Origin of the sequence: Pseudomonas sp. zjy_15, from assembly GCF_043101865.1 — a bacterium.
GTDB classification, from domain to species: Bacteria; Pseudomonadota; Gammaproteobacteria; order Pseudomonadales; family Pseudomonadaceae; genus Aquipseudomonas; species Aquipseudomonas putida_Y.
The window spans coordinates 1-26557 of sequence record NZ_JBICII010000052.1 but is presented as its reverse complement, the minus strand read 5'-3'; the positions used below and the strand labels follow the sequence as shown (position 1 = coordinate 26557).

Sequence of the window (26557 nt, the reverse complement as noted above, 5' to 3'; positions counted from 1 at the left end):
CACCTATGCTCGCCCTTGGCAAATTGCTTGAGCTGACCCTCACCGATCACGAACCGGCCGAGAAGACCCAAGTGACACCCAAGGGCGCGCGTTTGCGGTGGCTGGGGGAGGGCGCGCTCGAAGTGCGTCCGGCCGAAAGCGAAGACTGCGGGCTGGACTTGCTGTTGTCCGCCGGCATTCATGGCAACGAAACAGCGCCGATCGAATTGCTCGAGCGGCTGCTGCACGGCGTGGCCAACGGCAAGATCAAACCCAGGGCTAGAGTGCTGTTCCTGTTCGGCAACCCGCCAGCGATCCGCAAGGGTGAGCGCTTTATCGAACAGGACATCAACCGCTTGTTCAATGGCCGCCATGAGCTGTCCAGCGGCTTCGAAGCATTGCGTGCTGCCGAGCTGGAGCAGTTTGCCCGGGTGTTTTTCAGCAAACCGGGGCGCAATCGCCTGCATTACGACCTGCATACTGCCATCCGCGGTTCTAAGATCGAGCAATTCGCCTTGTACCCTTATAAAGAGGGGCGCAAGCACTCCCGTCGCGAACTGGCGCGCCTGGCGGCGGCAGGTATGGAAGCGGTGTTGCTGCAAAGCAAGTCGTCCATCACCTTCAGCGCATTCACCTACGAACAGCTTGAGGCTGAAGCCTTCACCCTGGAGCTGGGCAAGGCCCGTCCGTTCGGCCAGAACGAGCAGGTCAACCTCGACAAGCTCGAAGAGCGGTTGGTCCGCATCATCGAGGCTACCGAGCCAGAGGACGAAAGTTCGCTGGATGGCCTGCAACTGTTCAGGGTTTCCCGAGAAGTCATCAAGCACAGCGACAGTTTCCATCTGCACCTGCCGGCGGACATCGAAAACTTCTCCGAGCTGAGCAAGGGTTACCTGCTGGCTGAAGACCTGGCCGAGATGCGCTGGGTGGTCGAGGAGGAGGGCGCACGCATCATCTTCCCCAACCCCAAGGTCAAGAATGGCTTGCGCGCCGGCATTCTGATCGTGCCGGATTCGGGGCAGCACCTGGGGTGAGACCGGTGTCGCCTGTTTCGCGGGTGAACCCGCTCCTACGAGATATGTGCAAGGTCTCAATGTGGCGCCGTGCCCGTAGGAGCGGGTTTACCCGCGAAGCAGGCGACACGATTTCGGATCCTGTCCATGATGAAAACCTTTTAATTCACCGCCTGTTCCATTTTCCCTTCCCTTGAGCGGTAATTGGCTTGCCAGTGGCGAAACACAGGATTTAGCATCCGGTCATGTCGTTTTCGTTTGCGTAGCCCGAAAAACCGTCCAAACGATGGCTTCTATCGTATAAACACACTGCATCGAGACTGCAGGACCGATATAATGCGGCCCTTTGCCGTCGTTTCGTCGACGCGTTTGCCCAACAGGGCCGCCGTTTCCGTGGAAGAACCTATGAAAAGCGCAGAAATCCGTGAAGCCTTCCTTCGCTTCTTCGAAGAGCAGGGACATACCCGAGTCGCCTCCAGTTCGCTGATCCCGAACAACGACCCGACCCTGCTGTTCACCAACGCAGGCATGAACCAGTTCAAGGACTGCTTCCTCGGTGCGGAGAAGCGCGCCTACACGCGTGCTGTCAGCAGCCAGAAGTGCGTGCGTGCCGGTGGCAAGCACAACGACCTGGAAAACGTCGGTTACACCGCGCGTCACCACACCTTCTTCGAAATGCTGGGTAACTTCAGCTTCGGCGACTATTTCAAGCGCGACGCCATTACCTTCGCCTGGACCTTCCTGACCTCTGAGCAGTGGCTGAACCTGCCCAAAGAAAAGCTCTGGGTCACCGTCTACGCCACCGACGACGAAGCCTACGACATCTGGACCAAGGAAGTCGGCGTGCCGGCCGAGCGCATGGTGCGCATCGGCGATAACAAGGGCGCCCCGTACGCCTCCGACAACTTCTGGACCATGGGCGATACCGGCCCGTGCGGCCCGTGCACCGAGATTTTCTACGATCACGGCGCGGATATCTGGGGCGGCCCACCCGGTTCGCCAGAAGAAGACGGTGACCGCTACATCGAGATCTGGAACAACGTCTTCATGCAGTTCAACCGCACCGCCGACGGTGTATTGCACCCGCTGCCAGCGCCGTCGGTGGACACCGGCATGGGCCTGGAGCGCATCAGCGCCGTGCTGCAGCACGTGCATTCGAACTACGAGATCGACCTGTTCCAGAACCTGCTGGCTGCCGCAGCCAAGGCCATCGGTTGCAGCAATGACGGCCAGGCCTCGCTGAAAGTGGTCGCAGACCACATCCGTTCGTGCGGTTTCCTGATTGCGGATGGCGTGCTGCCGTCCAACGAAGGCCGTGGCTACGTGCTGCGCCGCATCATTCGCCGCGCTTGCCGTCATGGCAACAAGCTGGGCGCCAAGGGCAGCTTCTTCTACCAGATCGTTGCCGCACTGGCCGCTGAAATGGGCGAAGCCTTCCCAGAGCTGAAGAGCCAGCAAGCGCACATCGAGCGGGTGCTCAAGGCCGAAGAAGAGCAGTTCGCCAAAACCCTGGAGCAGGGCCTGCGCATCCTCGAGCAGGACCTGGCCCAGCTGAAAGGCGACGTGGTACCGGGCGACGTGGTGTTCAAGCTGTACGACACCTATGGCTTCCCGATGGACCTGACTGCCGACATCGCGCGTGAGCGTGAGCTGACTATCGACGAAGCCGGCTTCGAGCGTGAAATGGACGCCCAGCGTGAGCGTGCCCGTTCCGCCAGCGCCTTCGGCATGGATTACAACAGCCTTGTGAAGGTCGACAGCGCCACCGAGTTCCTCGGCTACGATGCCACTGAAGGCCAGGGCAAGATCATCGCCTTGTACAAGGACGGCCAGTCCGTCGACCAGCTGGGTGAAGGCGAGCAGGGCGTGGTCGTGCTCGACCGCACACCGTTCTACGCCGAATCCGGCGGCCAGATTGGCGACACCGGCTTCCTGCAGGCTGGCGCTGCACGCTTTGACGTACGCGACACTACCAAGACCGGCGGTGCCTTCCTGCACCACGGCGTGGTTGCCAGCGGCGCGCTGGTGATCGGTTCGCCAGTCGAGGCCAAGGTCGATGCAGAGGTGCAACACGCTACCTCGTTGAACCACTCCGCCACTCACCTGCTGCACGAAGCGCTGCGCCAGGTGCTGGGCGAGCATGTACAGCAGAAGGGCTCGCTGGTCGACAGCCAGCGCCTGCGTTTCGACTTCAGTCACTTCGAGGCGGTGAAGCCAGAGCAGATCAAGGCGCTGGAAGACATCGTCAACCGCGAAGTGCGCAAGAACACTGCCGTTGAAACCGAACTGACCGACATCGAAACTGCCAAGGCCAAAGGTGCAATGGCGCTGTTCGGCGAGAAATATGGCGACACCGTGCGTGTGCTGAGCATGGGCGGCGATTTTTCGGTGGAATTGTGCGGCGGTATCCACGCCAAGCGCACCGGTGACATCAGCCTGTTCAAGATCATCAGCGAAAGCGGCGTGGCCTCTGGCGTGCGCCGTATCGAAGCCGTAACCGGTGCCGCTGCGCTGGCTTACCTGAACGCTGCCGAAGAGCAGGTCAAGGAAGCCGCACAACTGGTGAAAGGTAACCGCGACAACCTGATCGACAAGCTGTCGGCTGTGCTTGAGCGCAACCGCCAGCTGGAGAAGCAGCTGGAACAGCTGCAGGCCAAGGCCGCCAGCGCCGCCGGGGACGATCTCTCCAACGCGGCTGTTGAGGTCAAGGGTGCCAAGGTCCTCGCCGCCCGCCTGGATGGGCAGGATGGCAAGGCCCTTCTGGCCCTGGTCGATCAGCTGAAGAACAAGCTCGGCCACGCAGTGATCCTGCTGGGCAGTGAGCATGAGGGCAAGGTTGTGCTGGTGGCCGGCGTGACCAAGGACCTCTCCAGCCAACTCAAGGCTGGCGATCTGATGAAACAAGCCGCTGCGGCGGTGGGTGGCAAGGGCGGTGGCCGTCCGGACATGGCCCAAGGTGGTGGCGTCGACGTCGCTGCCCTGGACCAGGCCCTGGCGCTGGCCGTGCCATTCGCAGAGCAGGGACTTTGAGATGAAGGGGTGGATGGTCTAGTGGCCACACAGGCCAATCCCGTCCACCCCTTCATGTTGGATTGTTTTTTGGGGCCCTGTATGGGCTGAGGCACCATTGAAATGGCGTTGATCGTACAGAAATTTGGCGGCACCTCTGTCGGTTCCATCGAGCGGATCGAGCAGGTAGCCGAAAAGGTCAAGAAGCACCGTGAAGCGGGCGACGACCTGGTGGTTGTGCTGTCGGCCATGAGCGGTGAAACCAATCGTCTGATCGACCTGGCCAAGCAGATTACCGATCAGCCGGTTCCTCGTGAACTGGACGTGATCGTGTCGACCGGTGAGCAGGTCACCATTGCCTTGCTGACCATGGCCTTGATCAAGCGTGGTGTGCCAGCGGTGTCCTACACCGGCAACCAGGTGCGTATTCTCACCGACAGCTCGCACAACAAGGCGCGCATTCTGCAAATCGACGACCAGAAGATTCGTGCCGACCTCAAGGAAGGTCGCGTGGTCGTGGTTGCAGGCTTCCAGGGCGTCGACGAGCACGGCAGCATCACTACCCTGGGTCGTGGTGGCTCTGATACCACCGGCGTGGCCCTGGCGGCGGCGCTGAAGGCTGATGAGTGCCAGATCTACACTGATGTCGATGGCGTCTATACCACCGACCCGCGCGTCGTGCCACAGGCTCGTCGCCTGGAGAAGATCACCTTCGAAGAGATGCTGGAAATGGCCAGCCTCGGTTCCAAGGTGCTGCAGATCCGCTCGGTGGAGTTCGCCGGCAAGTACAACGTTCCGCTGCGCGTGCTGCACAGCTTCAAGGAGGGTCCGGGTACCCTCATTACCATTGATGAAGAGGAATCCATGGAACAGCCGATCATTTCCGGTATCGCCTTCAACCGTGATGAAGCGAAGCTGACCATTCGCGGCGTGCCGGATACCCCGGGCGTGGCCTTCAAGATCCTCGGCCCGATCAGCGCTTCGAACATCGAGGTCGACATGATCGTGCAGAACGTTGCTCACGATAACACCACCGACTTCACCTTCACCGTGCACCGCAACGAGTACGAGAAGGCTCAGAGCGTGCTGGAAAACACTGCGCGCGAGATCGGTGCCCGTGAAGTGATCGGCGACACCAAGATCGCCAAGGTCTCGATCGTTGGCGTTGGCATGCGTTCGCACGCCGGTGTTGCCAGCCGCATGTTCGAAGCCCTGGCCAAGGAGAGCATCAACATCCAGATGATCTCCACTTCCGAGATCAAGGTTTCGGTGGTGCTCGAAGAGAAGTACCTGGAGCTGGCCGTACGCGCGCTGCATACCGCGTTCGAGCTGGATGCTCCTGCCCGACAGGGCGAGTAAGGCGCTGCCTGGAAGGGCGCGGCTTGCCGCGCCCTTCGCGTTTCTGCTCGCCACGCAGGCCCTGTCCTGCCCTGTGCGGTGAGTAACCGGGGCCATGGTTGTCGTCCGCGACCTGGCCCGATATCCAAGACTGTTACCCCTGAATGTTTTGCGTAAGGAGAAAGCTATGTTGATTCTGACTCGTCGGTGCGCCGAGAGCCTGATCATTGGAGACGGCGAGATCACCGTGACGGTGCTTGGCGTCAAAGGCAACCAGGTGCGTATTGGCGTGAGCGCCCCGAAAGAAGTGGCAGTTCACCGCGAGGAAATCTACCTGCGGATCAAGAAGGAGAAGGATGAAGAGCCAAGCCTTTAATTTTTTTGAAGTTTTTTTCAAAAAAAGGGTTGCAAAGGTGAAAGAGGTTCTTTAATATTCGCCTCGTGTTGCGGTGAGGTGGCCGAGTGGCCGAAGGCGCTCCCCTGCTAAGGGAGTATACCTCATAAGGGTATCGGGGGTTCGAATCCCCCCTTCACCGCCATTATTCGCTTAGGGCGCTGTAAACGGTAAGAACGCTAAGTAGTTGATTTTAAACGAAAAAGTTCTTGCAAAAATGTTTCAGCGACCTATAATGCGCGGCAAGACACGGACTCATAGCTCAGCTGGATAGAGTACTCGGCTACGAACCGAGCGGTCGGAGGTTCGAATCCTCCTGAGTCCGCCACTTTTGAAGTGGCTTTGCTTAGAAGCTGCTTCAAACAACCAGTGGTAATCTGGTCTAAAAATACCAATGCGGACTCATAGCTCAGCTGGATAGAGTACTCGGCTACGAACCGAGCGGTCGCAGGTTCGAATCCTGCTGAGTCCGCCACTTTTTGAAGTGGTTATGCTTGCAAAGCTACTTCAGTCAACCAGTGGTAACCTGGTCTAAAACTACCACCACGGACTCATAGCTCAGCTGGATAGAGTACTCGGCTACGAACCGAGCGGTCGGAGGTTCGAATCCTCCTGAGTCCGCCACACCCCCTCAAAAAGCCCGCTCAATAGAGCGGGCTTTTTGTTGTGCGCCAATGAATTCTTGATCATGTCGATCTACGCTCTTCTGTAATGATTGCGGTGTAGTTTGGAGCCGCTGCGCGGCCTCAAAAATCGAATGTGCTTTCCCATCCATAACAACCGTCGCACTGATAGCTTCGAGCGTTGTCCCAGCTTTATCACGCAAACGATTGTTCTGGCCAAAAATTTAAGCGATCTGACAGCTTTAGCAGTGTATGATTGCGCCCGTCAGCCCCGCCGGGGCTTGTGGAAAACCACCATGGACTTACCCAGTAGTTACTCGCTAACAAGATTCATACAGAAAGATCTGACCGATTGATTCCCTCGGCGTGCTCCGCTGCTGGGAGTGGAGTTCGCCTATGACCGAAGTAGAAGTTAAAAAAGCGCAAGAAAGCCTGCAGGATCGCCTGGCCCAGGTGGTCGAACTGCTGCAGCGCCAGCGCATGGTCGAAGACCTGACCCATCGCCAGGAAGGCGCGCACAACGACCTGGTGGAAAACCTGGTCCACCGCCAGAACCTCGTCGAGCTGCAGCGCAAGCTCGATGACCTGCACCCCGCCGACATCGCCTACATCCTCGAAGCCTTGCCCCTGGAAGATCGCCTGACGGTCTGGCAGCTGGTGCGCTCGGAGCGCGATGGCGACATCCTGCTGGAAGTTTCCGATTCGGTTCGCCAATCGCTGATCGCCGACATGGACGATCACGAGCTGCTGGCTGCCGCCAAGGAGATGGACGCCGACGAGCTGGCCGACCTCGCCCCAGAGCTGCCGCGTGACGTTGTTCATGAGCTGATGGAAACGCTCGATGCCCAGCAACGCGAACGGGTACGTTCGGCGCTGAGCTACGACGAGGAGCAGGTCGGTGCGTTGATGGACTTCGAGATGGTCACCATCCGCGAAGACGTCAGCCTGGAAGTGGTTCTGCGCTACCTGCGCCGCCTGAAAGAACTGCCCAACCACACCGACAAATTGTTCGTGGTCGATTACGACGGCATCCTCAAAGGGGTATTGCCGATCAAGCGCCTGCTGGTCAACGACCCGGAAAAGAAGGTGGCGGAGGTCATGGCGACCGACCCTGTCTCCTTCCAGCCCGAGGAAGATGCCTACGATGCAGCGCAGGCTTTCGAGCGTTATGACCTGGTATCCGCCCCGGTGGTGGACAAGAGCGAACGCCTGATCGGCCGTCTGACCATCGACGAAATGGTCGACCTGATCCGTGAGGAGAGCGAGAGCGAAGTCCTCAACATGGCGGGTCTGCGTGAAGAGGAGGATATTTTCGCCTCGGTCTGGCGTTCGTTACGCAACCGTTGGGCGTGGCTGGCCATCAACCTGATTACCGCCTTTGTTGCTTCGCGAGTGATCGGGTTGTTCGAAGGCTCGATTGAAAAGCTGGTGGCGTTGGCTGCGTTGATGCCGATCGTGGCGGGTATTGGTGGCAACTCTGGTAACCAGACTATCACCATGATCGTCCGCGCCATGGCCCTGGACCAAGTGTCGCCAGGCAATACCAGTCGCTTGATGCGCAAGGAGTTGGCGGTGTCGCTGATCAACGGCCTGGTTTGGGGTGGAGTGATCGGTGCGGTGGCTTTCTGGCTGTATGGCAGTTGGTCGCTGGGGGTGGTGATGACCGCAGCGATGACCTTGAACCTGTTACTGGCGGCGCTGATGGGCGTGCTGATCCCGATGACATTGGCCCGTTTGGGGCGAGACCCTGCGATGGGGGCGAGCGTGATGATCACTGCTGTGACCGACAGCGGTGGTTTCTTCATCTTCCTTGGGCTGGCCACGGTGTTCCTGTTGTAAGCCGATCCTCCCTGTGGGAACAATCCCGCAGGGACATGTGTTTGCTGCCAGTCAGTCGCCCACAAAAAAGCCAGCTTACGCTGGCTTTTTTGTGTTTGGTGCAGGCCTCAGGAGGCGTCTGCGGCCATTTCCACATCGTGAGCGATGAGGGCGACCAGAGCGTTCTGCTGGCGGTGGGACAGTTGGCGGAAACGCTGCAGCAACTCGCGCTCATGCAGGGACAGTTCGGGGCTGTCCAGGCGCATGCTCAGCTCGTCACCCAGCGCACCTTCCTGGATAAGGCTCTGTTCCAGGCGTGCGATAATCTCGGAGTTCATGCTGCGGTGGTGGTTGCGCGCTACCTCGGCAATGCGCTCACGCATTCCGTCTGGCAGGCGGACGACGAACTTGTCAGCGGTGCGGCTCGAATAAATAGCCTGTTTCATTGGGCGCATATAAATTGACCGGAGTTTAGTTCAGGGGAAGCGGTTCTCAAATTGGCCGCACGGGATGGAAGTACGACCGTGGCGACGACAAAATGTTCAACCGCCAGTGAAAAATGGATGCTCATCTTGCCTCAAGGTCGCCGTTTGCTTGGCGTCAATTATGTGACAAATAGTGAGCCGGATAAAGGCTTTATGCCAGTACCAATTATCAGAAATGAGCACTGGTTTGAAAAGTTTCACATGCTCTGGCTAGCCTGGCCGTCAGTCTTTTGCCGTCAACAATTGGTAAAACGCAGAAAAATGCCCGGAAAAACCCTAGAATGCGCCGGTTCCCTCCATAGAGCATAGTGGCTATGCAACATGACGCAAGCGACCGCCGATCAGGGAAAGGCCGGTTGATATTTCTGGTTGGGCCGTCGGGTTCCGGGAAAGATTCCCTGATCGACGCTTTGCGTGAGCAACTGGCCGTCTCGGGGGTAGAAATTGCCCGCCGGGTCATCACCCGTTCGGCCGAAGCCAAAGGCGAAGCCGCCCAAGGGGTCACGCCCGAGCAGTTTGATACCCTGCGTGCGCAAGGTGCTTTTGCCATGCACTGGCGGGCCAATGGCCTGGACTATGGCATACCCCGGCAGGTGGATCAGTGGTTGGCGGCGGGAAGGGCGGTGCTGGTGAATGGCTCACGGGCTTATCTGGCAGAGGCCCGTGAGCGCTATCCGGACTTGTTGGTCGTGTTGGTCCAGGTCAAGCCTGAGGTGCTGCGCCAGCGCTTGCTGGCCCGGGGCCGTGAAACCACAGAAGAAGTAGAGCAGCGCCTGGCGCGCAGCGCACGCTTGCAGGCTGCAGCCGACCCGTCGGTACATGTGCTGGATAATTCTTCCACACTGGAGGCGGCGGTCGCTGCATTCCTTTCGCTGCTGCGCAATCAGGGCGTGCTACCGCGAGGATAGCAGCCGCAGAAAAGGATTACGCGAAAAAGCCCAGTTCAGGCATGACAAACGCCAGCATGCTGGTTAACATGCTGGCCATCCCGCTGTGCAGCGCTCGCTGCCGGTCGTAGCGTCTCAGTAGCTCAATTGGATAGAGCATCCCCCTCCTAAGGGGAAGGTTGCAGGTTCAATTCCTGCCTGGGACGCCATTCTCGTCATTCCCATCATTGTCTCCGTCGCCTTTGTTGCCGCCGTGCTGCTGTTGACAGCACCTGCGCTCGGCCAGCGCTGTCATGCATCACGTCCGTGGGCTAACGCCGCGCTTGATGCCAGCCGCTGGCGCATCAGGAAGTACCCCGCCACCACCAGCAGTACCGTCAGCACCGTGAACCAGAACTGGAAACGCGATGCTGGGTCGAACGCCTGGGTGTCGATGACTGCCAGCAAGGCGAACAGCGCAATGATATTGGTGTAGGGGAACAGCCAGGCACGGAAGGCGTTTGGGGCGACCGCTTCGTGGCGGGTTTTCCTGCGCATGGCCACGTGAGCGATGATGATGAAGATCCATACGACCATGACCAGGCTGCCGGTACTCTTGGCCAAGGTCATGAAAAGGTCGCCGCCACTGACAAAGTGCACGGTCAGGATCATCGTGCAGATCGACAGGCTCAGCAGCAGTGCATTGATCGGTACGCCCTTGGCACTGGTGCGCGAGAAGAGTTTGGGCGCGTGACCGCGCTGGCTCAGCGAGAACAGCATGCGCGAGTTGGAGAACATGAACGAGTTCATGACCGACATGAACGAGACGAACAGCACCAGTTTCATGGCCACTGCAGCACCACCGAACCCGGCCAGGCTGAACAGCGAAACATAGGGCGAGGCCAGGTTGGCCTTGTCGGTCCAGGGCAGGCAAAGGATCAGGATCGACACGGAACCCACATAGAACAGCATCACACGCAGGATCACGCTCTTGATTGCGCGGATCACGTTCTGTCGGGGGTTCTCTGATTCACCCGCGGCCACAGCGGCAATTTCGCTGCCGCCCAGTGAGAAGATCACCACGATAACGCCGGCCATCACCGGTGACAGGCCGTTGGGCATGAAACCGTCATGGGCGGTGAGGTTGACCAGGCCGGGGGCGGGAATCTCACTGTGCAGGCCGAGCAGGATCGTGACGCCCAGCAGCATGAAGATGAGGATGGTGGCGACCTTCATCGCGGCCAGCCAGTACTCTACTTCGGCAAACGAGCGTACCGAGTAGGCGTTGCTGGCCATGAGTGTCACCAGCATCAGGAAGGCGCCTGCCCAGATCGGCAGCCAGGGCAGGAAGTCATGCAGGATGGCACCCAGCAGTACCGCTTCCAGGGTGATGGTCATCATCGACTTGAACCAGTACAGCCAGCCGACCGCAAACCCTGCCCAGTCGCCGAGGTAGGTGTTGGCGTAGGTCGAGAACGACCCTGCATCCGGGTTGCGGCAGGCCATTTCGCCCAGCATGAACATGACCAGGGTGACCACCAGGCCACCAATGAAATACGACAGTATGGCCGCGGGCCCTGCCGATGCGATCAGTGAGCCCGAGCCCATGAACAGGCCTGCACCGATCACCCCACCCAGCGCGATCATGGTGATATGCCGCTGCTTGAGGCTTTGCTTCAAACTGTTGGATTGCATTTCCTTGTCCTCTCTTATTTTTGGAGGGATCCGACATCGTCCCCCAACGCAGGCATCGTCATGCGCCTGCGTCCACGCGTGGCAAATAGCTACCAGCCTGCCACCCTGGACAATAAGGCCAAGGACCTCAAACGAATTCTCTGCACAACATCCTGCCGATTTTTCCTGAGGCCGGTGATGGCGCCGATAGCGGTGCAGTTGACGAAGCCATGCACCACCTGAATATCGACGCCACCTGACGCCTTCAAACCGGTCAGGTCGGGGAGCCTTGGACGAACCGCGGCGCTATACCAGTCGAGCGCTGCCACTCCCTCATGCCGGGCTTGCCGCTTGTTGCTCTTCATCCTGGCCGCCATCCACCTTGGCGACCTGCTCTTGCGCTTTCTCCTCCATCTTGCGCTCGATGTCTTCTTTCATGCGCTGGGCAATCAATTCGTCGACTTTTGCTTTCATTTCTGGCGGCAGGGCGTCGTACTCTTCTTCGGTCAGGCCTATTTCACGCAGCAGCTTTTCCTTGATCATCTCGCCAGGCGACTTGGACATGAAGTCATGAAATTCCTGCCGGGCAGTCTTGGGCGGCAGTGGTTCTCCGATGACCGGATCGGTGGTCGCTGAACCCAGGTTTTGCAGCATCACCTTGAATTTGGCAAAGGCTTCTGCACGAGCATCCTCAGCGTTTTGCTGAGCGGTACTGCCTCCGTTCTGCTGTTGGCTTGCCGTGTTGGCGGTGGATATTGGCGTGCGGACAGGCGCAATCTGGGCCACTGCCTGCTCATCGCTGGCGTGCCGAGGCTGATGGAGCGTGGGCTGCCAGCTCACGCCGTTATGGGCGATTATCATGTTTCCTCCTTGGAAATCTCGTTGGCAGGTACCCAGCGCAAAAGCCATGCCAGCGCTGTGCCGGTCGAAATCAGGGCTTTTGCGCTATTTCCGTTACACGCGAGCGGGCATATGCTTGCCCGTGTCAGGCATGATCTTGCCGCCTGCGGCAATTACCACCACTGTCGGCAGCCCCTTGATCGGAGCGCAGTTGCTGGGCATCAGGGAGAGTGTCCATGAGTCAAGAAACCAGGCCGGTACCTGCCGGCTTCAGTGAACAGCAGTTGCACACCTTGTTCGATCTGATCAGCGATGGCATCTGGGACTGGAATGCCAATACCGGCTACGTTTATCGCAATCCGGGCTGGTACAGCATGCTGGGGTATGCCAGCCATTCCATGGCCAACTCGGTATTTACCTGGGAAAGCGTGATCCATCCTGAAGACTACCCACGGGTAATGGCGCATTTCGAGGCCTATATCAATCAGCGCAACGAGCGCTACCGCATTGAATACCGTTGCCGTTGTCAGGATGGCAGCTACATCTGGATCGAAGACAGCGGCTACATCATCGCGCATAACGAGGACGGTTCCGTGGCGCGCATGCTGGGTGCGTATCGCAATATCGACGCTGGCAAGCGCTTGGTGGCTCAACTGGAACAGAAGAACCAGTCGCTGGAGTTTCAGGTGGCCGAACGCACTCGCGAGTTGTCCTGGGTGAACCAGCAGTTGCAGCGGCAACTGGACGAAAACCGTGAACTGGCCGAACGCGATGCGTTGACCCGCGTCGCCAACCGTTACCGGCTGGAGAGCGCATTGCAGCTGGAGTGCCAGCGCGCCCAGCGCTTCCGCCAGCCGTTGTCGCTGATTGCCATGGACATGGATGATTTCAAACCGATCAATGACCGCTACGGTCACGCCCGTGGCGATGCGGCGCTGGTGCGGGTGGCCGAAAACCTGCGCACCTGCTTGCGCGAACTGGACCTGCTGGCGCGCTGGGGCGGCGACGAGTTCGTCATCGTGCTGCCGCAGACCGCGTTGGGGGAGGCGCTGGAGGTGGCAGCGCGCTTGCGCCAGGTGCTGGAGCAGGTGGAGCCGGTGGGTGATTGTCGGCTGACCATGAGCTATGGCGTGGTGCAATGGCTGGAAGGGGAGGATCAGCACGCGCTGCTGGCGCGTGCCGACAAGGCGCTATACAGGGCCAAGGGGGCAGGCAAGAACGCAATTGCCGAGTAGCGCGCCCCTCGGAGAGGGCGCTGTTTTCTGGAACGTTACATGGCCTGAATGAAAAAAGACCCGCAGCGCCTCTCGGCGCAGCGGGCCAAATCGGCCTCGGCCGCTTCAGTGTCAGATATGCAAGGCGTGGCCCAAGGCGCGCAGCGCGGCTTCCTGTACCGCTTCACCCAACGTGGGGTGGGCATGAATGGTGCCGGCCACATCTTCCAGGCGCGCGCCCATCTCCAGCGATTGGGCAAACGCTGTGGACAGTTCGGAAACCGCCACGCCAACCGCCTGCCAGCCCAGGATCAAGTGGTTGTCACGCCGCGCCACCACCCGCACAAAACCGCTTTTCGATTCGAGACTCATGGCCCTGCCGTTGGCGGCAAACGGGAATTGCGCGACGATGCAGTCCAGGCCCTGCTGGCTGGCTTGTTCCGGGGTCTTGCCGACCACCACCACTTCCGGGTCGGTGAAGCACACGGCGGCAATCGCAGTCGGCTCGAAGCGGCGTGCCTTGCCGGCGATGATCTCGGCGACCATTTCGCCCTGGGCCATGGCCCGATGCGCCAGCATCGGTTCGCCAGCCACGTCGCCAATGGCCCAGACGTTGCGCATGCTGGTTTGGCAGTGCTGGTCGATGGCAATGGCGGCGCCGTTCATCTTCAGGTCCAGGCATTCCAGATTGAAGCCTTGGGTGCGTGGCCGGCGGCCCACGGCCACCAGTACCTGGTCGGCCTCCAGGCGCAGTTGCCCGCCCTTGCCGTCGCTGGCCAGCAGGCAGCCATTTTCGTAGCCCTCGACGCTGTGGCCCAGGTGCAGAGCTATGCCCAGTTTTTTCAGCGACTCGGCCACCGGGGCGGTCAATTCGCTGTCGTAGGTCGGCAGGATGCGCTCACGCGCTTCCACCACACTCACCTGTGCACCCAGCTTGCGATAGGCAATGCCCAGCTCCAGGCCGATATAGCCACCGCCGACCACCACCAGGTGTTGCGGCAGTGCTTTCGGTGCCAGGGCCTCGGTCGAGGAAATCACCGGGCCACCCAGCGGCAGCATCGGCAGTTCGACACTGCTGGAGCCGGTGGCCAGCAACAGGTGCTCACACTGGATGCGCTGGCCATCGACCTCGACCTGCTTGCCGTCGAGCACCTTGGCCCAGCCATGTACTACCTTGACCCCGTGCTTTTTCAGTAAGGCGGCAACACCAGTGGTCAGGCGGTCGACGATACCGTCCTTCCAGGCCACGCTTTGGCCGATGTCCAGGCGCGGCGAGGCTACGCTGATGCCCAGCTCGGACGCCCCGGCAAAGCGCGAAGTCTGGTGGAACTGCTCGGCCACATGGATCAGGGCCTTGGACGGAATGCAGCCGATGTTCAGGCAGGTGCCGCCCAGTGCCTGGCCTTCGACCAGTACGGTAGGAATGCCCAGTTGCCCGGCGCGGATGGCAGCCACATAACCGCCAGGGCCGCCGCCGATGATCAGCAGGGTCGTTTGGATAGTCTGGTGCATGCTCACTCCACGAACAGGCAGGCGGGCTGTTCGAGCAGGCCGCGTACGGCCTGGATGAACAGTGCGGCGTCCATGCCATCGACCACGCGGTGGTCGAACGAACTGGACAGGTTCATCATCTTGCGCACGACGATCTGGCCGTCGATCACCACTGGCCGTTCGACCATGCGGTTGACCCCGACGATTGCCACTTCCGGGGTGTTGACCACCGGCGTGCTGACAATGCCGCCCAAGGCGCCAAGGCTGGTCAGGGTGATGGTCGAGCCGGACAGCTCCTCGCGACTGGCCTTGTTGTTACGTGCGGCGTTGGCCAGGCGTGAAATCTCGCCGGCATTGGCCCACAGGCTGCCCGCTTCGGCGTGGCGCAGTACGGGTACCATAAGGCCATTGTCACCTTGGGTGGCAATGCCCACGTGCACCGCGCCATGGCGGGTGATGATCTGCGCTTCGTCGTCGTAGGTCGCGTTGATCTGCGGGAAGTCACGCAGCGCCACGACCAGAGCGCGAACCAGGAACGGCAGCAAGGTCAACTTGCCACGGCTGTCGCCATGCTTGCTGTTGAGTTGCTGGCGCAGGGCTTCCAGGGCGGTGACGTCGATTTCCTCGACATAACTGAAGTGTGCGACACGGCGTTTGGCGTCCTGCATGCGCTGGGCGATCTTGCGGCGCAGGCCGATCACTGGCACCTGCTCGCTGTCCGTGCGCTTGGCATAGCCATCAGGTGTTTGCCCGGCAGTGCTTTGCGGCTTGCTCATGAAGGCGTCGAGGTCTTCGTGCAGAATACGCCCGGCCGGGCCGCTGCCATGCACATAACGCAGTTCGATGCCGGCATCCAGGGCGCGTTTGCGCACGGCCGGCGAAGCCAGCGGCTTGTCGCCCGCCTGGCGCGGCACGACGGGCGCAGCTTCATGGTTGGCGGGCGCCTGGTACGCGGCGGGTTTTACATCGTTCTGCGGTTGCGGCTGTGCTGCAATCGGGGCAGCCGGGGCCTCTACCGGCTTTGGCTGAGGCACATCCACATGGTTGCCGCTGCCTTCCACTTCGATGCGGATCAGTTCGCTACCGACCGCCATCACTTCACCGGGCTGGCCACCGAGGGCCAGCACTGTGCCGCTGACCGGCGAAGGGATTTCCACGGTGGCCTTGTCGGTCATGACGTCGGCCACCACCTGGTCCTCGGCGATGATGTCGCCGACCTTGACGAACCATTCCACCAACTCGACCTGCGCGATGCCTTCGCCAATGTCCGGCATCTTGATGACGTGCGTGCCCATTCAGACCTCCATGACCTTTTTCAGTGCCGCACCTACCCGCGAAGGGCCGGGGAAGTAAGCCCATTCCTGTGCGTGAGGGTAGGGGGTGTCCCAGCCGGTGACGCGCTCGATCGGCGCCTCCAGGTGGTGGAAGCAGTGCTCCTGCACCAGCGACACCAGTTCGGCACCGAAGCCGCAGGTACGGGTGGCCTCGTGCACCACCACGCAACGGCCGGTCTTCTTCACCGACTCGACGATGGTGTCCAGGTCCAGCGGCCATAGGCTGCGCAGGTCAATCACTTCGGCATCGACGCCGCTTTCTTCGGCGGCCACCTGGGCCACGTACACCGTGGTGCCGTAGGTCAGCACGGTCACGTCATTGCCAGGGCGGGTAATGGCGGCCTTGTCCAGCGGTACGGTGTAATAGCCGTCGGGCACGGCGCTGTGCGGGTGCTTGGACCACGGCGTTACTGGGCGGTCGTGGTGACCATCGAACGGGCCGTTGTACAGGCGTTTGGGCTCCAGGAAGATTACCGGGTCGTCGCATTCGATCGAGGCAATCAACAGACCTTTGGCGTCATAAGGGTTGGACGGCATGACGGTGCGCAGGCCGCACACCTGGGTGAACATCGCTTCCGGGCTCTGGCTGTGAGTCTGGCCGCCATAGATGCCGCCGCCGCAAGGCATGCGCAGGGTCAGCGGGGCGATGAATTCGCCGGCCGAACGGTAACGCAGGCGGGCCAGCTCGGAGACGATCTGGTCGGAGGCCGGGTAGAAATAGTCGGCGAACTGGATTTCCACCACCGGGCGCAGGCCATAGGCGCCCATGCCCACGGCGGTACCGACAATGCCGCTCTCGGAGATGGGCGCATCGAACACGCGCGATTTGCCGTACTTGTTCTGCAGGCCTTCGGTGCAGCGGAACACGCCGCCGAAGTAGCCGACGTCCTGGCCGTACACCACCACATTGTCGTCGCGCTCAAGCATGACATCCATGGCCGAGCGCAGGGCCTGGATCATGGTCATGGTAGTGGTGGCCATGGCGGTTTCCGGGTTTATGCTGTTGTTGTGGTCGTTCATCTCAAACCCCCAGTTCCTGGCGTTGACGGCGCAGGTGTTCGGGCATCTCCTTGTACACATCCTCGAACATCGAGGCGGCGCTCGGGATATGCCCGTTGGCCAGGGTGCCGTACTGCTCGGCTTCTTTCTGCGCGGCAATCACGGCAGCTTCGAGTTCGGCCGTGGTGGCCTGGTGTTCTTCCTCGGACCAGTGGCCGATCTTGATCAGGTGCTGCTTCAGGCGGGCGATCGGGTCACCCAGCGGGAAGTGGCTCCAGTCATCGGCAGGGCGGTACTTGGAGGGGTCGTCCGACGTCGAGTGCGGGCCGGCACGGTAGGTGACCCACTCGATCAGGCTTGGGCCCAGGCCACGGCGGGCGCGTTCGGCAGCCCAGCGCGAGGCGGCGTAAACGGCGACGAAGTCGTTGCCGTCAACTCGCAGCGAAGCAATACCGCAACCCACGCCACGGCCGGCAAAGGTGGTCGACTCGCCACCGGCGATGGCCTGGAAGGTGGAAATGGCCCACTGGTTGTTGACCACGTTGAGGATGACCGGGGCACGGTACACGTGGGCAAAGGTGAGGGCGGTGTGGAAGTCCGACTCGGCAGTAGCGCCGTCACCGATCCACGCCGAGGCGATCTTGGTATCGCCCTTGATCGCCGAGGCCATGGCCCAGCCGACCGCCTGCACGAACTGGGTCGCCAGGTTGCCGCTGATGGTGAAGAAGCCGGCTTCGCGCACCGAGTACATGATCGGCAACTGGCGGCCTTTGAGGGGGTCGCGCTCGTTGGACAGCAGTTGGCAGATCATCTCGACCAGCGACACGTCGCGGGCCATCAGGATGCTTTGCTGGCGGTAGGTCGGGAAGCACATGTCGGTGCGGTTCAGGGCCAGCGCCTGGCCGCTGCCGATGGCTTCTTCGCCCAGGCTTTGCATGTAGAAGGACATCTTCTTCTGGCGCTGGGCAACCACCATGCGGCTGTCGAAGATCCGCGTCTTGAGCATGGCGCGCATGCCTTGGCGAAGGATCTGCGGGTCGATGTCCTCGGCCCACGGGCCTTGCGCGTCGCCTTGCTCGTCGAGCACGCGGACCAGGCTGCAGGACAGGTCGGCAGTGTCGGCAGCATCGACATCGATAGCGGGTTTACGGGCCTGACCTGCATCGTTGAGGCGCAGGTAGGAAAAATCGGTCTGGCAGCCTGGCCGGCCGGTGGGCTCGGGCACATGCAAACGCAGGGGGGCGTACTCGTTCATGCTTTTTACGCTCGCTCGGGTATTTGTTTTTGTGAGCTCTGAAGCGGCCGCCGCTGAGTACCGGCTTGTGACTGGTAAGTCAGCGTCACTTACATCTTAGTGGCCCGGCAGGAGAATTTTTCTCTCAAGTTGATTGCCTTTACCGAGCGGGGCAGATAAACATTCCGCATAAACACAAAAAACCGGTGATTTTGTCTCATGCGCAAACTCGATCGTACCGATATCGGCATTCTCAACAGCCTGCAGGAGAACGCCCGCATCACCAATGCCGAGCTGGCACGCTCGGTGAACCTGTCGCCCACACCTTGTTTCAACCGGGTGCGGGCCATGGAAGAGCTGGGGGTGATCCGCCAGCAGGTGACCTTGCTGTCGCCGGAGGTGCTGGGGCTGGATGTGAACGTGTTCATCCATGTCAGCCTGGAAAAACAGGTGGAGCAGTCGTTGCATCGCTTCGAGGAAGAAATTGCCGAAAGGCCCGAGGTGATGGAGTGTTACCTGATGACGGGCGACCCGGATTACCTGTTGCGGGTGCTATTGCCCAGCATCCAGGCGCTGGAGCGGTTTCTCGATTACCTGACGCGCTTGCCAGGGGTAGCCAATATTCGTTCGAGCTTTGCCCTGAAGCAGGTGCGCTACAAGACGGCGTTGCCGTTGCCGGCCAATGGCATGACCTTGCGGGAGTAGGGGGGGCGGCGCCGGCACAAGGATTGCATCCACCTGTAGGAGCGGGTTCACCCGCGAAGAGGCCGGCACAGCCACCCAATGGGCTGCTTGATATTTTAAACACCCGCAGCCTATGTTGTTGTCAGCCTACAACAACAAGGACAAGCGTCATGAGCACCGCTCAGCTCCAGGGCATCGATGAAATCGAATGCGTCACCCCCGACCTCAACGGCATCCCGCGCGGCAAGGTGATGACCGCCGAAGGCTTCCTCGAAGGCCGTCGTCTGCAGATGGCCCGGGGCGTGCTGCTGCAATGCATCATGGGCGGTTATCCACCAGCGAAATTCTACGGCAGTGACGACGGTGACCTGGCACTGGTGGCCGAACCCGGGCAGGTCCACCGCCTGCCCTGGAGCGATGACGGCCGCGCCTTGGCCATCTGCGATGCCAACGAGCTGGATGGCCGGCCCTCGGCACTGTCCACCCGGGGCCAGCTGAAGGCCGTGATAGCCCGCTATGCGGCACTGGGCCTGGCGCCGGTATTGGCAACCGAGCTGGAGTTCTTCGTCTTTGCCCCCAACACCGACCCGCAGCAACCGTTCCTGCCGCCTGTAGGCAGCGATGGCTGCCGCGAGCTGGGCCATTCGGCGTTCAGTGTCAGTTCCAACAACGGCCTGCGCCCGTTCTTCAAGGAGGTGTATCACTGCATGGCCGCGCTCGGCCTGCCACGTGACACCTTCATGCATGAAATGGGTGTCAGCCAGTTCGAGATCAACCTGCTGCATGGCGACCCGCTGCTGCTGGCCGACCAGACCTTCCTGTTCAAGCACCTGCTCAAGGAAGTGGCGCTCAAGCACGGGCTGACGGTGGTCTGCATGGCCAAGCCGCTGGCGCGTACGCCCGGCAGCTCCATGCATATTCACCAGAGCCTGGTCGAGGCCAGCAGCGGGCGTAACGTGTTCAGTGACAAACAAGGCCTGCCGACAGACACCTTCCACCATTTCATCGGCGGGTTGCAGGCGTGCATGGCCGACTTCACCGCCCTGTTCGCGCCCAACGTCAATTCCTACCAGCGTCTGTGCCACCCCTATGCCTCGCCGAACAATGCATGCTGGTCCTAGGACAATCGTGCTGCTGGATTGCGCATTCCGGCCAGTGCGCCGGTCGCGCGACGGGTGGAAAACCGCCTGCCTGGCGCCGATGCCAACCCGTACCTGGCCATTGCTGCCAGCCTGGCCGCCGGGCTGCATGGCATCGAGCAGCGCTTGCAGCCATCGCCGGCCATCCAGGGCGAATTCGAGGTGCCCGAGCACCTGAGCCTGCCGTGCACGCTGCACGCGGCCCTTGAAAGGCTCGAGCGCAGCACGCTGGCGCGGGAACTGTTCGGCAGCGAGTTCATCGAAGGCTACATCGCCAGCAAGACCCTTGAGCTGAGCGATTTCTTCGACGAGATCACGCCGTGGGAGCGCCGGGTGCTGGCGGCACAGGCCTGAGCGCGACACAACCTGCACCGGGCACGCCCCCGCACAGCCAAATAGCTGTCGGGGGGCCTGCGCCAGGCGGTTTTTGCATTTATGCTGCTAGCACCCAAAACTGCCACCTGACCAGGGAGCTCCACGGGACGTATGCGAAATGTATGGAAGCCGTTTCAGTCGTTGTATTTCGCCGCGCTGATGATGTTGATCGGCTCAGGCCTGCTCAGCACCTACCTGGCCCTGCGCCTGGCTGCCGACCATGTCGACAGCCTGTGGGTGGGTGCTTTGATGGCGGCCAACTACTTTGGCCTGGCGGTTGGCGGCAAGGTTGGCCACCGGCTGATCGGGCGGGTAGGGCACATACGCGCCTATGCCACCTGTGCCGGTATCGTCGGCGCTGCGGTGCTCGGTCATGGCCTGACCAGCTGGCTGCCGGCCTGGGTCGGGCTGCGCATGATCGTCGGCCTGGGGATGATGTGCCAATACATGGTCATCGAGAGCTGGCTCAATGAGCAGGCCGATGTGAAACACCGGGGCGCGGTGTTCAGCGGTTACATGATTGCCTCGTACCTGGGGCTGGTGCTTGGCCAGTTGATCCTGGTGGTGCACCCGCAGCTCGGCCCTGAGTTGCTGATGCTGGTGGCGATGTGCTTTGCCCTGTGCCTGGTGCCCGTGGCGATGACCCGGCGTATTCACCCGGCGCCCTTGCGCCCGGCACCGATGGAGCCGAAGTTCTTCATCAAGCGTGTGCCGCAGTCGCTCAGTACGGTGTTGGGCTCGGGCCTGATTGTCGGCTCGTTCTACGGTCTGGCGCCTTTATATGCGTCAAGCCAGGGCATGAGTACCGAACAGATCGGTCTGTTCATGGGTAGCTGCATTTTTGCCGGCCTGCTGGTGCAGTGGCCGCTGGGCTGGTTGTCTGACCGTTATGACCGGGCCGTGCTGATTCGTAGCGTGGCGGTGGGGCTGGCACTGGCTGCTGCGCCATTGGCAATACTGCCCAGTGTGCCGCTGGAGTTGCTGTTTGGTATCGGCTTCCTGATCTCGTTGCTGCAGTTCTGCCTGTACCCGCTGGCGGTTGCCTTCTCCAATGACCACGTTGAAAGCGAGCGCCGGGTATCGCTGACGGCGATGCTGTTGGTGACCTACGGTGTGGGTGCATGTGTCGGTCCGCTGGCGGCAGGGGTTCTGATGAAGGTATTGGGTGCGCAGATGCTGTATGCCTTCTTCGTATTCTTTGCCCTGGTGCTGGTCTGGCGCATTCGGCCGAAAGCGGTTACCGGCCTGCATCAGGTACAGGATGCACCGCTGGGCCACGTGGCGATGCCGGCGGCCGGTTCGCCGTTGTCGGCGGCGCTGGACCCGCGGGTGGATGAGCAGACCGTGCAGGACGTGATGCAGGCGCCGGTGGCGGCTGAAGACACCGAGGATGAAGAGAAGGGCGCGCAGCAACACGCGCCTGAACCTGAAGAGGTCAGCAAGTCGGTGTAGGAGCGGGTTTACCCGCGAAGAGGCCAGCCCAGCAGAAACACAAATGAAAACGCCACCTCAGCAGGTGGCGTTTTCTGTTTTACCGACCGACGATCAATAATCGTCCTTGTCGAACCGCCGCGCCTCACGCTGCAGCTGGTACACGAAACTCTCGATCTTGCGTTGAGCCTGCCCGCTCAGGTTGTGGAAGCGCACGCCGGCAAAGGTGGTGTTGATGCGCTCTTCATAGTGCAGATGACGCAGTTCGACCATGGTATCCACCAGGCCCAGCGGGTTGCCCGCCTTGAAACGCTCATACACCTGGCCCAGTTGCAAGCGGTCTTCGACATTGCCTTCGAAGCGCAGTTTGCAGCCGGTGGCCGAGATATCCAGCAGCTTGCCTCGCATGGCGCCGTTGCCCTTGAGGTGAGCCCCGTCGAGGATGATGTCGACCAGTTGCGATAGCTTCAGCGCGGCGCGGAAGGCGTTGCGGCGCTGGTGGTAGGTCATCTCTTGCGGCAGGGCGCCGCTGTAGCAGCGGTGGCCGTCGACTTCGCTGATTTTCAGCTCGTGATCGCATTCCCAGGCGATGCGTACACCATCGTGGAAGCCTTCGACGCGGAAGTGCTCGCCGTTCTCGATGAATTTCTCGCCGTCACGGGGGATCATCTCGTCCAGCGCCAGGGTGTTGCTTTCGCGGTCCACGCGCACCACATAGCTCTGGAAGCGCTGGCTGCGGTCGTGGAAGGTGATGATCAGGGGGTCGTGGCTTTCCTGCAGCTGCCGCAAGTTGGCCGCAATCTCCAAGGGGGTGCTCAACACCTTGGGTGGCTGCGGGGCATCGGATTCATTGAACACAGCTTATCGTTCTCCAGGCAAAAGCGACACACGCAAGTAACGGCATTTTGCCACTATGTTCTGTGCCTTGATAGAAAAATCACACTTGGCTGAGCGCACGCGGCTTGGCCAGAGGCGAGGTGCTGCCACGGCTGTCGTAGAGTGAGGGCGAATCGCCGCCCTGAAGGATGCGGATCTGGTTGTTGGTGACCTGTTGCTGCACCTGGATGATCCGGCCATTGGTCTGGTTGACCTGCTGGCAGTCGTCCATCAGTTGCGACAGCATGTCGAGCCGCTGCAGCATCACATCACCATGGGGTGACTGCGCGGCTACAGCCTGCACACCGGTGCGGTCGGCACTCAGGCCCAGGCTGCCGAGCAATTGGCTGCGGCGCTGGCCGTGCTGCTCGAGCAAGATGATCAACGACTGCTTGCGCGCCAGGATTTGCTCCAGCAGCGGCATGTCGCGGCCATGCAGGGCGATTGCTTCCTTGTGCAGAAGGTCAAGCAGTTCCTGCATCGGGGCAATGTCATCTTCGATCAGTTGCAGCAAGGTGGTGTCGTGCATGGCTAACTCTTGGCTTTTCTAGCGTCCGTGAAGTCAGCGCGCCGTACGGTCAGCGCTGGGCTTCGAAATCAAGCAGTTTGCTGGCGACCCGGCTGGCATCGACCTGGTAGCTGCCGTCGGCGATTGCCTGTTTCAACTCGGCCACGCGGGCGCTGTTGACCACCGGCTCGTCGCGCAGCTTGTCGCTGATCTTCTGCAACTGCTGGGCCTCCTGGCTGAGGTGTACCGCTTCTCCGCTGGCGCTGGTGGCGCTTGTCGCTTCCTGGCTGGCTGCCGGTTTTTCGGCGCTGCCGGACGCGGTATTGCCGCGCACGCCGCCCGTGACGGACGGAGAGTTATTCAAACGACTGAAGTCGATGACCATGATCAGAAACCTCTGGGTATTTGGACGCTTGCCTTGTTTTCGGCCAACCCGATATAAACTTTAGGCACAAATGCACTGCCGCCTGTCGGCAAGCCCGCGAACCCGTGTTCTGACACAGTTTAGGAAAAGCGGTTCCTCACTGCCAGCGCAATCTGGTGGTTGGCCTACATACTGACCTCGACCTGGCCAGGCCCGGTAACCCTGGCCTTGACCACGCGTTTGGAGTTGAGGTTGCGTACCCGGATTTGCTCGCTCAGGCCGCCTTTGCTCAGGGCTTCGCCCGGCATGCGCACGCTCAGGCTGCCACTGCGGGCAATGATCACCACATGGTCACCCTTGCGAACCACCTCGGCCTGTTCCAGGTGTTGCGGGGTGAGCACCTGGTCGATCACCGTGGGGCGCAGCATCTTCATGCCCACCGCCTGGTCCAGCTCGGTCAGAAAGCCCTGGCCCAGGGTGCCGACGTCTCGCTCGCGCAGGGCCACGTCACCTTCGCCGACCGTGTTGTCGCGCTTGAGCGGGCGGGTTACCACTACCACGTCGCGGAAAAGTCGCACGGTGGCCGGTACAAATACCGTCCACGGTGCTGCGCCGTTGCAGCGTATCCTTACCGTCACCCGGCCCAGTGGCTTGGCCGGGCTTTCCAGCGAGGCGTCCAGCTGCTGGCTGCACAATGGCATGCGCAACCGTGGGTCCAGCGGGTTGACCTGGATTTCATAGCGGCCGGCAGTCTGGGTGGTGGACAGGTAATCTTCAACGGTGAATTCAAGAAACCCTTGGGTGACACCGATAAGCTGTTCAGGCAAGGTGAACGCGTCCGCTACCGTGCGAACGCCGGGCATCAGCAGGCACAGCGTGGCCAGCGGGCCAGTCAGCAGGCGTGTCAATCGTCGGGAAAATGTCGTTTTCGTGTGCATGACACTCAAAAAAGCAAAGCCCGTGCCGACTCGCTACCTGAGTTGCAACGAAAGGCTGAAACGTTAAGGAGTCTGGCATGGCGGGTGTTATGGATTCGGTCAACCAGCGCACGCAGCTGGTGGGGCAGAATCGCCTGGAATTGCTGCTGTTCCGCCTCAATGGCGAACAGCTTTACGGCATCAATGTGTTCAAGGTCAGGGAAGTACTGCAATGCCCTGCGCTGACCTTGCTGCCCAAGGCGCACCCTGTGGTGCGTGGCGTTGCCAATATTCGCGGGGCGACCATCCCGATCCTCGACTTGTCGATGGCCACCGGGTTGCGGCCGCTGCAGGAAGACACACGCAACAGCTTCGTGATCATCACCGAGTACAACACCAAGACCCAAGGCTTCCTGGTGCATTCGGTGGAGCGCATCGTCAACATGAACTGGGAAGAGATTCATCCACCACCCAAGGGGACCGGCCGTGACCACTATCTGACTGCGGTCACCCGGGTGGACAGCCGCATGGTCGAGATCATCGATGTGGAGAAGGTGCTGGCCGAAGTGTCGCCGTCGTCCGAGTCGGTATCGGCCGGTGTGATCGATGCCGAGGTGCAGGACAAGGCGGTATTGATGCGGGTGCTGACCGTCGACGACTCGTCGGTGGCGCGCAAGCAGGTCAGCCGTTGCCTGCAGACCGTAGGGGTCGAGGTGGTGGCGCTCAATGATGGTCGTCAGGCGCTGAACTACCTGCGTCAGCTGGTGGATGAGGGCAAAAAGCCGGAAGAAGAGTTCCTGATGATGATCTCGGACATTGAAATGCCGGAAATGGACGGCTATACGCTAACGGCGGAGATTCGCAGCGATCCGCGCATGCAAAAGTTGCACATCTGCCTGCATACTTCGCTTTCCGGGGTGTTCAACCAGGCAATGGTCAAGAAGGTCGGCGCCGATGACTTCCTGGCCAAGTTCAAGCCGGACGACCTGGCCCAACGGGTGGTCGACCGGATCAAGGCAGCGCATTGAAGCAGCCGGGGGCATGCCCCTCGGCACCAGTGATTGAAAAGAGGCGGCAGTAGTGTCTACGGGTAATTTGGATTTCGAACAGTTCCGGGTCTTCCTGGAGAAAGCCTGTGGCATCCTGCTGGGCGAGAATAAGCAGTACCTGGTTTCCAGCCGTCTCAACAAGCTGATGGAACAACAGGGCATCAAGAGCCTGGGTGAGCTGGTGCAGCGCATTCAGGCCCAGCCGCGCGGCGGCTTGCGCGAGCAGGTGGTCGATGCCATGACCACCAACGAGACCCTGTGGTTTCGCGACACCTATCCGTTCGAAGTGCTGAAGAACAAGGTTATCCCCGAGTTCATTCGCAACAACCCCGGCCAGCGACTGCGCATGTGGTCGGCGGCCTGTTCGTCGGGGCAGGAGCCGTATTCCATCTCGATGGCGATCGATGAGTTCGAGCGCAGCAACCTCGGCCAGTTGAAGATGGGGGCGCAGATCGTCGCCACCGACCTCTCCGGCACCATGCTGACCAACTGCAAGACTGGCGAATATGACAGCCTGGCGATTGCCCGCGGCTTGTCCCAGGAGCGCTTGCAGCGCTACTTCGACCCCAAGGGACCGGGGCGCTGGGCGGTCAAGCCAGCGATTCGCAGCCGTGTCGAGTTCCGCTCGTTCAACCTGCTCGACAGCTATGCCAGTCTGGGCAAGTTCGATATCGTGTTCTGCCGCAATGTGCTGATCTATTTCTCGGCGCAGGTGAAGAAGGACATCCTGCTGCGCATTCACAGTACCCTCAAGCCCGGTGGTTACCTGTTCCTCGGCGCCTCGGAAGCGCTGAACGGCTTGCCGGACCATTACCAGATGGTGCAGTGCAGCCCGGGGATCATCTACCAGGCCAAGTAAGCAAAAAGGCCGGTATCGAGAGATGCCGGCCTTTTTGTTTGCCG

Annotated in this window: 23 protein-coding genes, 5 tRNA genes and 1 pseudogene; 18 read left to right on the top strand and 11 right to left on the bottom strand. The window is 60.8% G+C overall.

Going from position 1 to position 26557, the window contains the following annotated elements; all coding sequences use genetic code 11:
• Positions 1 to 5 precede the first annotated feature (5 nt).
• The 9 genes from astE (at position 6) to mgtE (ending at position 8195) form a co-directional block, all read left to right on the top strand.
• Complete coding sequence (gene astE, locus ACF8EF_RS09905) at positions 6 to 1013, top strand: succinylglutamate desuccinylase (RefSeq protein WP_176685246.1); 1008 nt, start codon at positions 6 to 8, stop codon at positions 1011 to 1013.
• A 384-nt stretch (positions 1014 to 1397) separates the two neighbouring features.
• Entirely contained in the window at positions 1398 to 4022 is a 2625-nt protein-coding gene (gene alaS / locus ACF8EF_RS09900) for an alanine--tRNA ligase (protein ID WP_176685232.1), read from the top strand.
• 102 nt (positions 4023 to 4124) lie between these two features.
• Positions 4125 to 5360 carry an aspartate kinase gene (locus tag ACF8EF_RS09895; RefSeq protein WP_176685233.1) on the top strand — a complete coding sequence of 412 codons (1236 nt, stop codon included), beginning with the start codon at positions 4125 to 4127 and terminating at the stop codon, positions 5358 to 5360.
• Positions 5361 to 5526: 166 nt separating this feature from the next.
• Positions 5527 to 5715 (top strand): carbon storage regulator CsrA, encoded by a 189-nt coding sequence (csrA, locus tag ACF8EF_RS09890; protein ID WP_003254503.1) that lies wholly within the window; start codon positions 5527 to 5529, stop codon positions 5713 to 5715.
• A gap of 72 nt (positions 5716 to 5787) precedes the next feature.
• A tRNA-Ser gene (locus ACF8EF_RS09885) sits at positions 5788 to 5878 on the top strand.
• A gap of 106 nt (positions 5879 to 5984) precedes the next feature.
• A tRNA-Arg gene (locus ACF8EF_RS09880) sits at positions 5985 to 6061 on the top strand.
• A gap of 70 nt (positions 6062 to 6131) precedes the next feature.
• Positions 6132 to 6208 (top strand) — tRNA-Arg (locus ACF8EF_RS09875).
• Between the two features lie 72 nt (positions 6209 to 6280).
• Positions 6281 to 6357 (top strand) — tRNA-Arg (locus ACF8EF_RS09870).
• Between the two features lie 395 nt (positions 6358 to 6752).
• A complete protein-coding gene (gene mgtE, locus ACF8EF_RS09865; protein ID WP_176685234.1) occupies positions 6753 to 8195 on the top strand; it encodes a magnesium transporter in 1443 nt (480 codons plus the stop codon).
• Positions 8196 to 8302: 107 nt separating this feature from the next.
• Here mgtE and ACF8EF_RS09860 read toward each other — a convergent pair whose 3' ends face one another.
• Positions 8303 to 8629, bottom strand: coding sequence for an Arc family DNA-binding protein (locus tag ACF8EF_RS09860; RefSeq protein ID WP_003254499.1), 327 nt, complete (start codon positions 8627 to 8629; stop codon positions 8303 to 8305).
• Positions 8630 to 8698: 69 nt separating this feature from the next.
• Here ACF8EF_RS09860 and ACF8EF_RS09855 point away from each other — a divergent pair, with 69 nt between their 5' ends.
• The 3 genes from ACF8EF_RS09855 (at position 8699) to ACF8EF_RS09845 (ending at position 9755) form a co-directional block, all read left to right on the top strand.
• Positions 8699 to 8968 carry a hypothetical protein gene (locus tag ACF8EF_RS09855; RefSeq protein WP_176685190.1) on the top strand — a complete coding sequence of 90 codons (270 nt, stop codon included), beginning with the start codon at positions 8699 to 8701 and terminating at the stop codon, positions 8966 to 8968.
• Positions 8969 to 8973: 5 nt separating this feature from the next.
• Positions 8974 to 9567, top strand: coding sequence for a phosphonate metabolism protein/1,5-bisphosphokinase (PRPP-forming) PhnN (gene phnN / locus ACF8EF_RS09850; protein ID WP_176685235.1), 594 nt, complete (start codon positions 8974 to 8976; stop codon positions 9565 to 9567).
• Between the two features lie 111 nt (positions 9568 to 9678).
• Positions 9679 to 9755 (top strand) — tRNA-Arg (locus ACF8EF_RS09845).
• Positions 9756 to 9837: 82 nt separating this feature from the next.
• Here ACF8EF_RS09845 and ACF8EF_RS09840 read toward each other — a convergent pair.
• Both ACF8EF_RS09840 and ACF8EF_RS09835 read right to left on the bottom strand, forming a co-directional pair.
• Positions 9838 to 11220: an amino acid permease gene (locus ACF8EF_RS09840; RefSeq protein WP_392460949.1), complete on the bottom strand. Its 1383-nt coding sequence runs from the start codon at positions 11218 to 11220 to the stop codon at positions 9838 to 9840.
• 312 nt (positions 11221 to 11532) lie between these two features.
• On the bottom strand, positions 11533 to 12060 hold the full coding sequence (locus tag ACF8EF_RS09835; RefSeq protein ID WP_209969881.1) for a hypothetical protein: 528 nt from the start codon (positions 12058 to 12060) through the stop codon (positions 11533 to 11535).
• A 215-nt stretch (positions 12061 to 12275) separates the two neighbouring features.
• On the opposite strand from ACF8EF_RS09835, the gene ACF8EF_RS09830 reads away from it, so the two are divergent.
• Entirely contained in the window at positions 12276 to 13274 is a 999-nt protein-coding gene (locus ACF8EF_RS09830) for a diguanylate cyclase (RefSeq protein ID WP_392529087.1), read from the top strand.
• A gap of 111 nt (positions 13275 to 13385) precedes the next feature.
• Here ACF8EF_RS09830 and lpdA read toward each other — a convergent pair whose 3' ends face one another.
• From lpdA to ACF8EF_RS09810, 4 genes are read right to left on the bottom strand one after another with little or no spacing between them, the layout of a single operon-like run.
• Positions 13386 to 14765, bottom strand: coding sequence for a dihydrolipoyl dehydrogenase (lpdA, locus tag ACF8EF_RS09825; RefSeq protein ID WP_209967385.1), 1380 nt, complete (start codon positions 14763 to 14765; stop codon positions 13386 to 13388).
• A 2-nt stretch (positions 14766 to 14767) separates the two neighbouring features.
• Complete coding sequence (locus ACF8EF_RS09820; RefSeq protein ID WP_392460947.1) at positions 14768 to 16039, bottom strand: dihydrolipoamide acetyltransferase family protein; 1272 nt, start codon at positions 16037 to 16039, stop codon at positions 14768 to 14770.
• A complete protein-coding gene (locus ACF8EF_RS09815) occupies positions 16040 to 17098 on the bottom strand; it encodes an alpha-ketoacid dehydrogenase subunit beta (RefSeq protein WP_012051588.1) in 1059 nt (352 codons plus the stop codon).
• Between the two features lies 1 nt (position 17099).
• Complete coding sequence (locus ACF8EF_RS09810) at positions 17100 to 18332, bottom strand: 3-methyl-2-oxobutanoate dehydrogenase (2-methylpropanoyl-transferring) subunit alpha (RefSeq protein ID WP_176685240.1); 1233 nt, start codon at positions 18330 to 18332, stop codon at positions 17100 to 17102.
• A gap of 198 nt (positions 18333 to 18530) precedes the next feature.
• Between ACF8EF_RS09810 and bkdR the strand changes: the two genes are divergently transcribed.
• From bkdR to ACF8EF_RS09795, 3 genes and pseudogenes are all read left to right on the top strand, one after another.
• Positions 18531 to 19016 carry a Bkd operon transcriptional regulator BkdR gene (gene bkdR / locus ACF8EF_RS09805; RefSeq protein ID WP_003254485.1) on the top strand — a complete coding sequence of 162 codons (486 nt, stop codon included), beginning with the start codon at positions 18531 to 18533 and terminating at the stop codon, positions 19014 to 19016.
• 230 nt (positions 19017 to 19246) lie between these two features.
• Positions 19247 to 20488, top strand: a pseudogene (locus ACF8EF_RS09800) (glutamine synthetase family protein).
• 132 nt (positions 20489 to 20620) lie between these two features.
• The gene (locus tag ACF8EF_RS09795) at positions 20621 to 21961 is read left to right on the top strand and encodes an MFS transporter (protein WP_176685241.1); all 1341 of its coding nucleotides are present in this window, start codon (positions 20621 to 20623) and stop codon (positions 21959 to 21961) included.
• Between the two features lie 93 nt (positions 21962 to 22054).
• On the opposite strand, the gene ACF8EF_RS09790 is transcribed toward ACF8EF_RS09795, so the two are convergent.
• From ACF8EF_RS09790 to flgA, 4 genes are all read right to left on the bottom strand, one after another.
• The gene (locus ACF8EF_RS09790) at positions 22055 to 22798 is read right to left on the bottom strand and encodes a flagellar brake protein (RefSeq protein ID WP_103462183.1); all 744 of its coding nucleotides are present in this window, start codon (positions 22796 to 22798) and stop codon (positions 22055 to 22057) included.
• 79 nt (positions 22799 to 22877) lie between these two features.
• The gene (locus tag ACF8EF_RS09785; protein ID WP_176685242.1) at positions 22878 to 23345 is read right to left on the bottom strand and encodes a flagella synthesis protein FlgN; all 468 of its coding nucleotides are present in this window, start codon (positions 23343 to 23345) and stop codon (positions 22878 to 22880) included.
• Positions 23346 to 23394: 49 nt separating this feature from the next.
• On the bottom strand, positions 23395 to 23709 hold the full coding sequence (gene flgM, locus ACF8EF_RS09780; protein ID WP_279934548.1) for a flagellar biosynthesis anti-sigma factor FlgM: 315 nt from the start codon (positions 23707 to 23709) through the stop codon (positions 23395 to 23397).
• A 164-nt stretch (positions 23710 to 23873) separates the two neighbouring features.
• Complete coding sequence (gene flgA, locus ACF8EF_RS09775) at positions 23874 to 24626, bottom strand: flagellar basal body P-ring formation chaperone FlgA (RefSeq protein ID WP_176685244.1); 753 nt, start codon at positions 24624 to 24626, stop codon at positions 23874 to 23876.
• Between the two features lie 77 nt (positions 24627 to 24703).
• Between flgA and ACF8EF_RS09770 the strand changes: the two genes are divergently transcribed.
• Together ACF8EF_RS09770 and cheR are read left to right on the top strand one after the other, a co-directional pair.
• A complete protein-coding gene (locus tag ACF8EF_RS09770; RefSeq protein ID WP_339535012.1) occupies positions 24704 to 25633 on the top strand; it encodes a chemotaxis protein CheV in 930 nt (309 codons plus the stop codon).
• Between the two features lie 52 nt (positions 25634 to 25685).
• Positions 25686 to 26513 carry a protein-glutamate O-methyltransferase CheR gene (gene cheR / locus ACF8EF_RS09765; protein WP_004575768.1) on the top strand — a complete coding sequence of 276 codons (828 nt, stop codon included), beginning with the start codon at positions 25686 to 25688 and terminating at the stop codon, positions 26511 to 26513.
• Positions 26514 to 26557 lie beyond the last annotated feature (44 nt).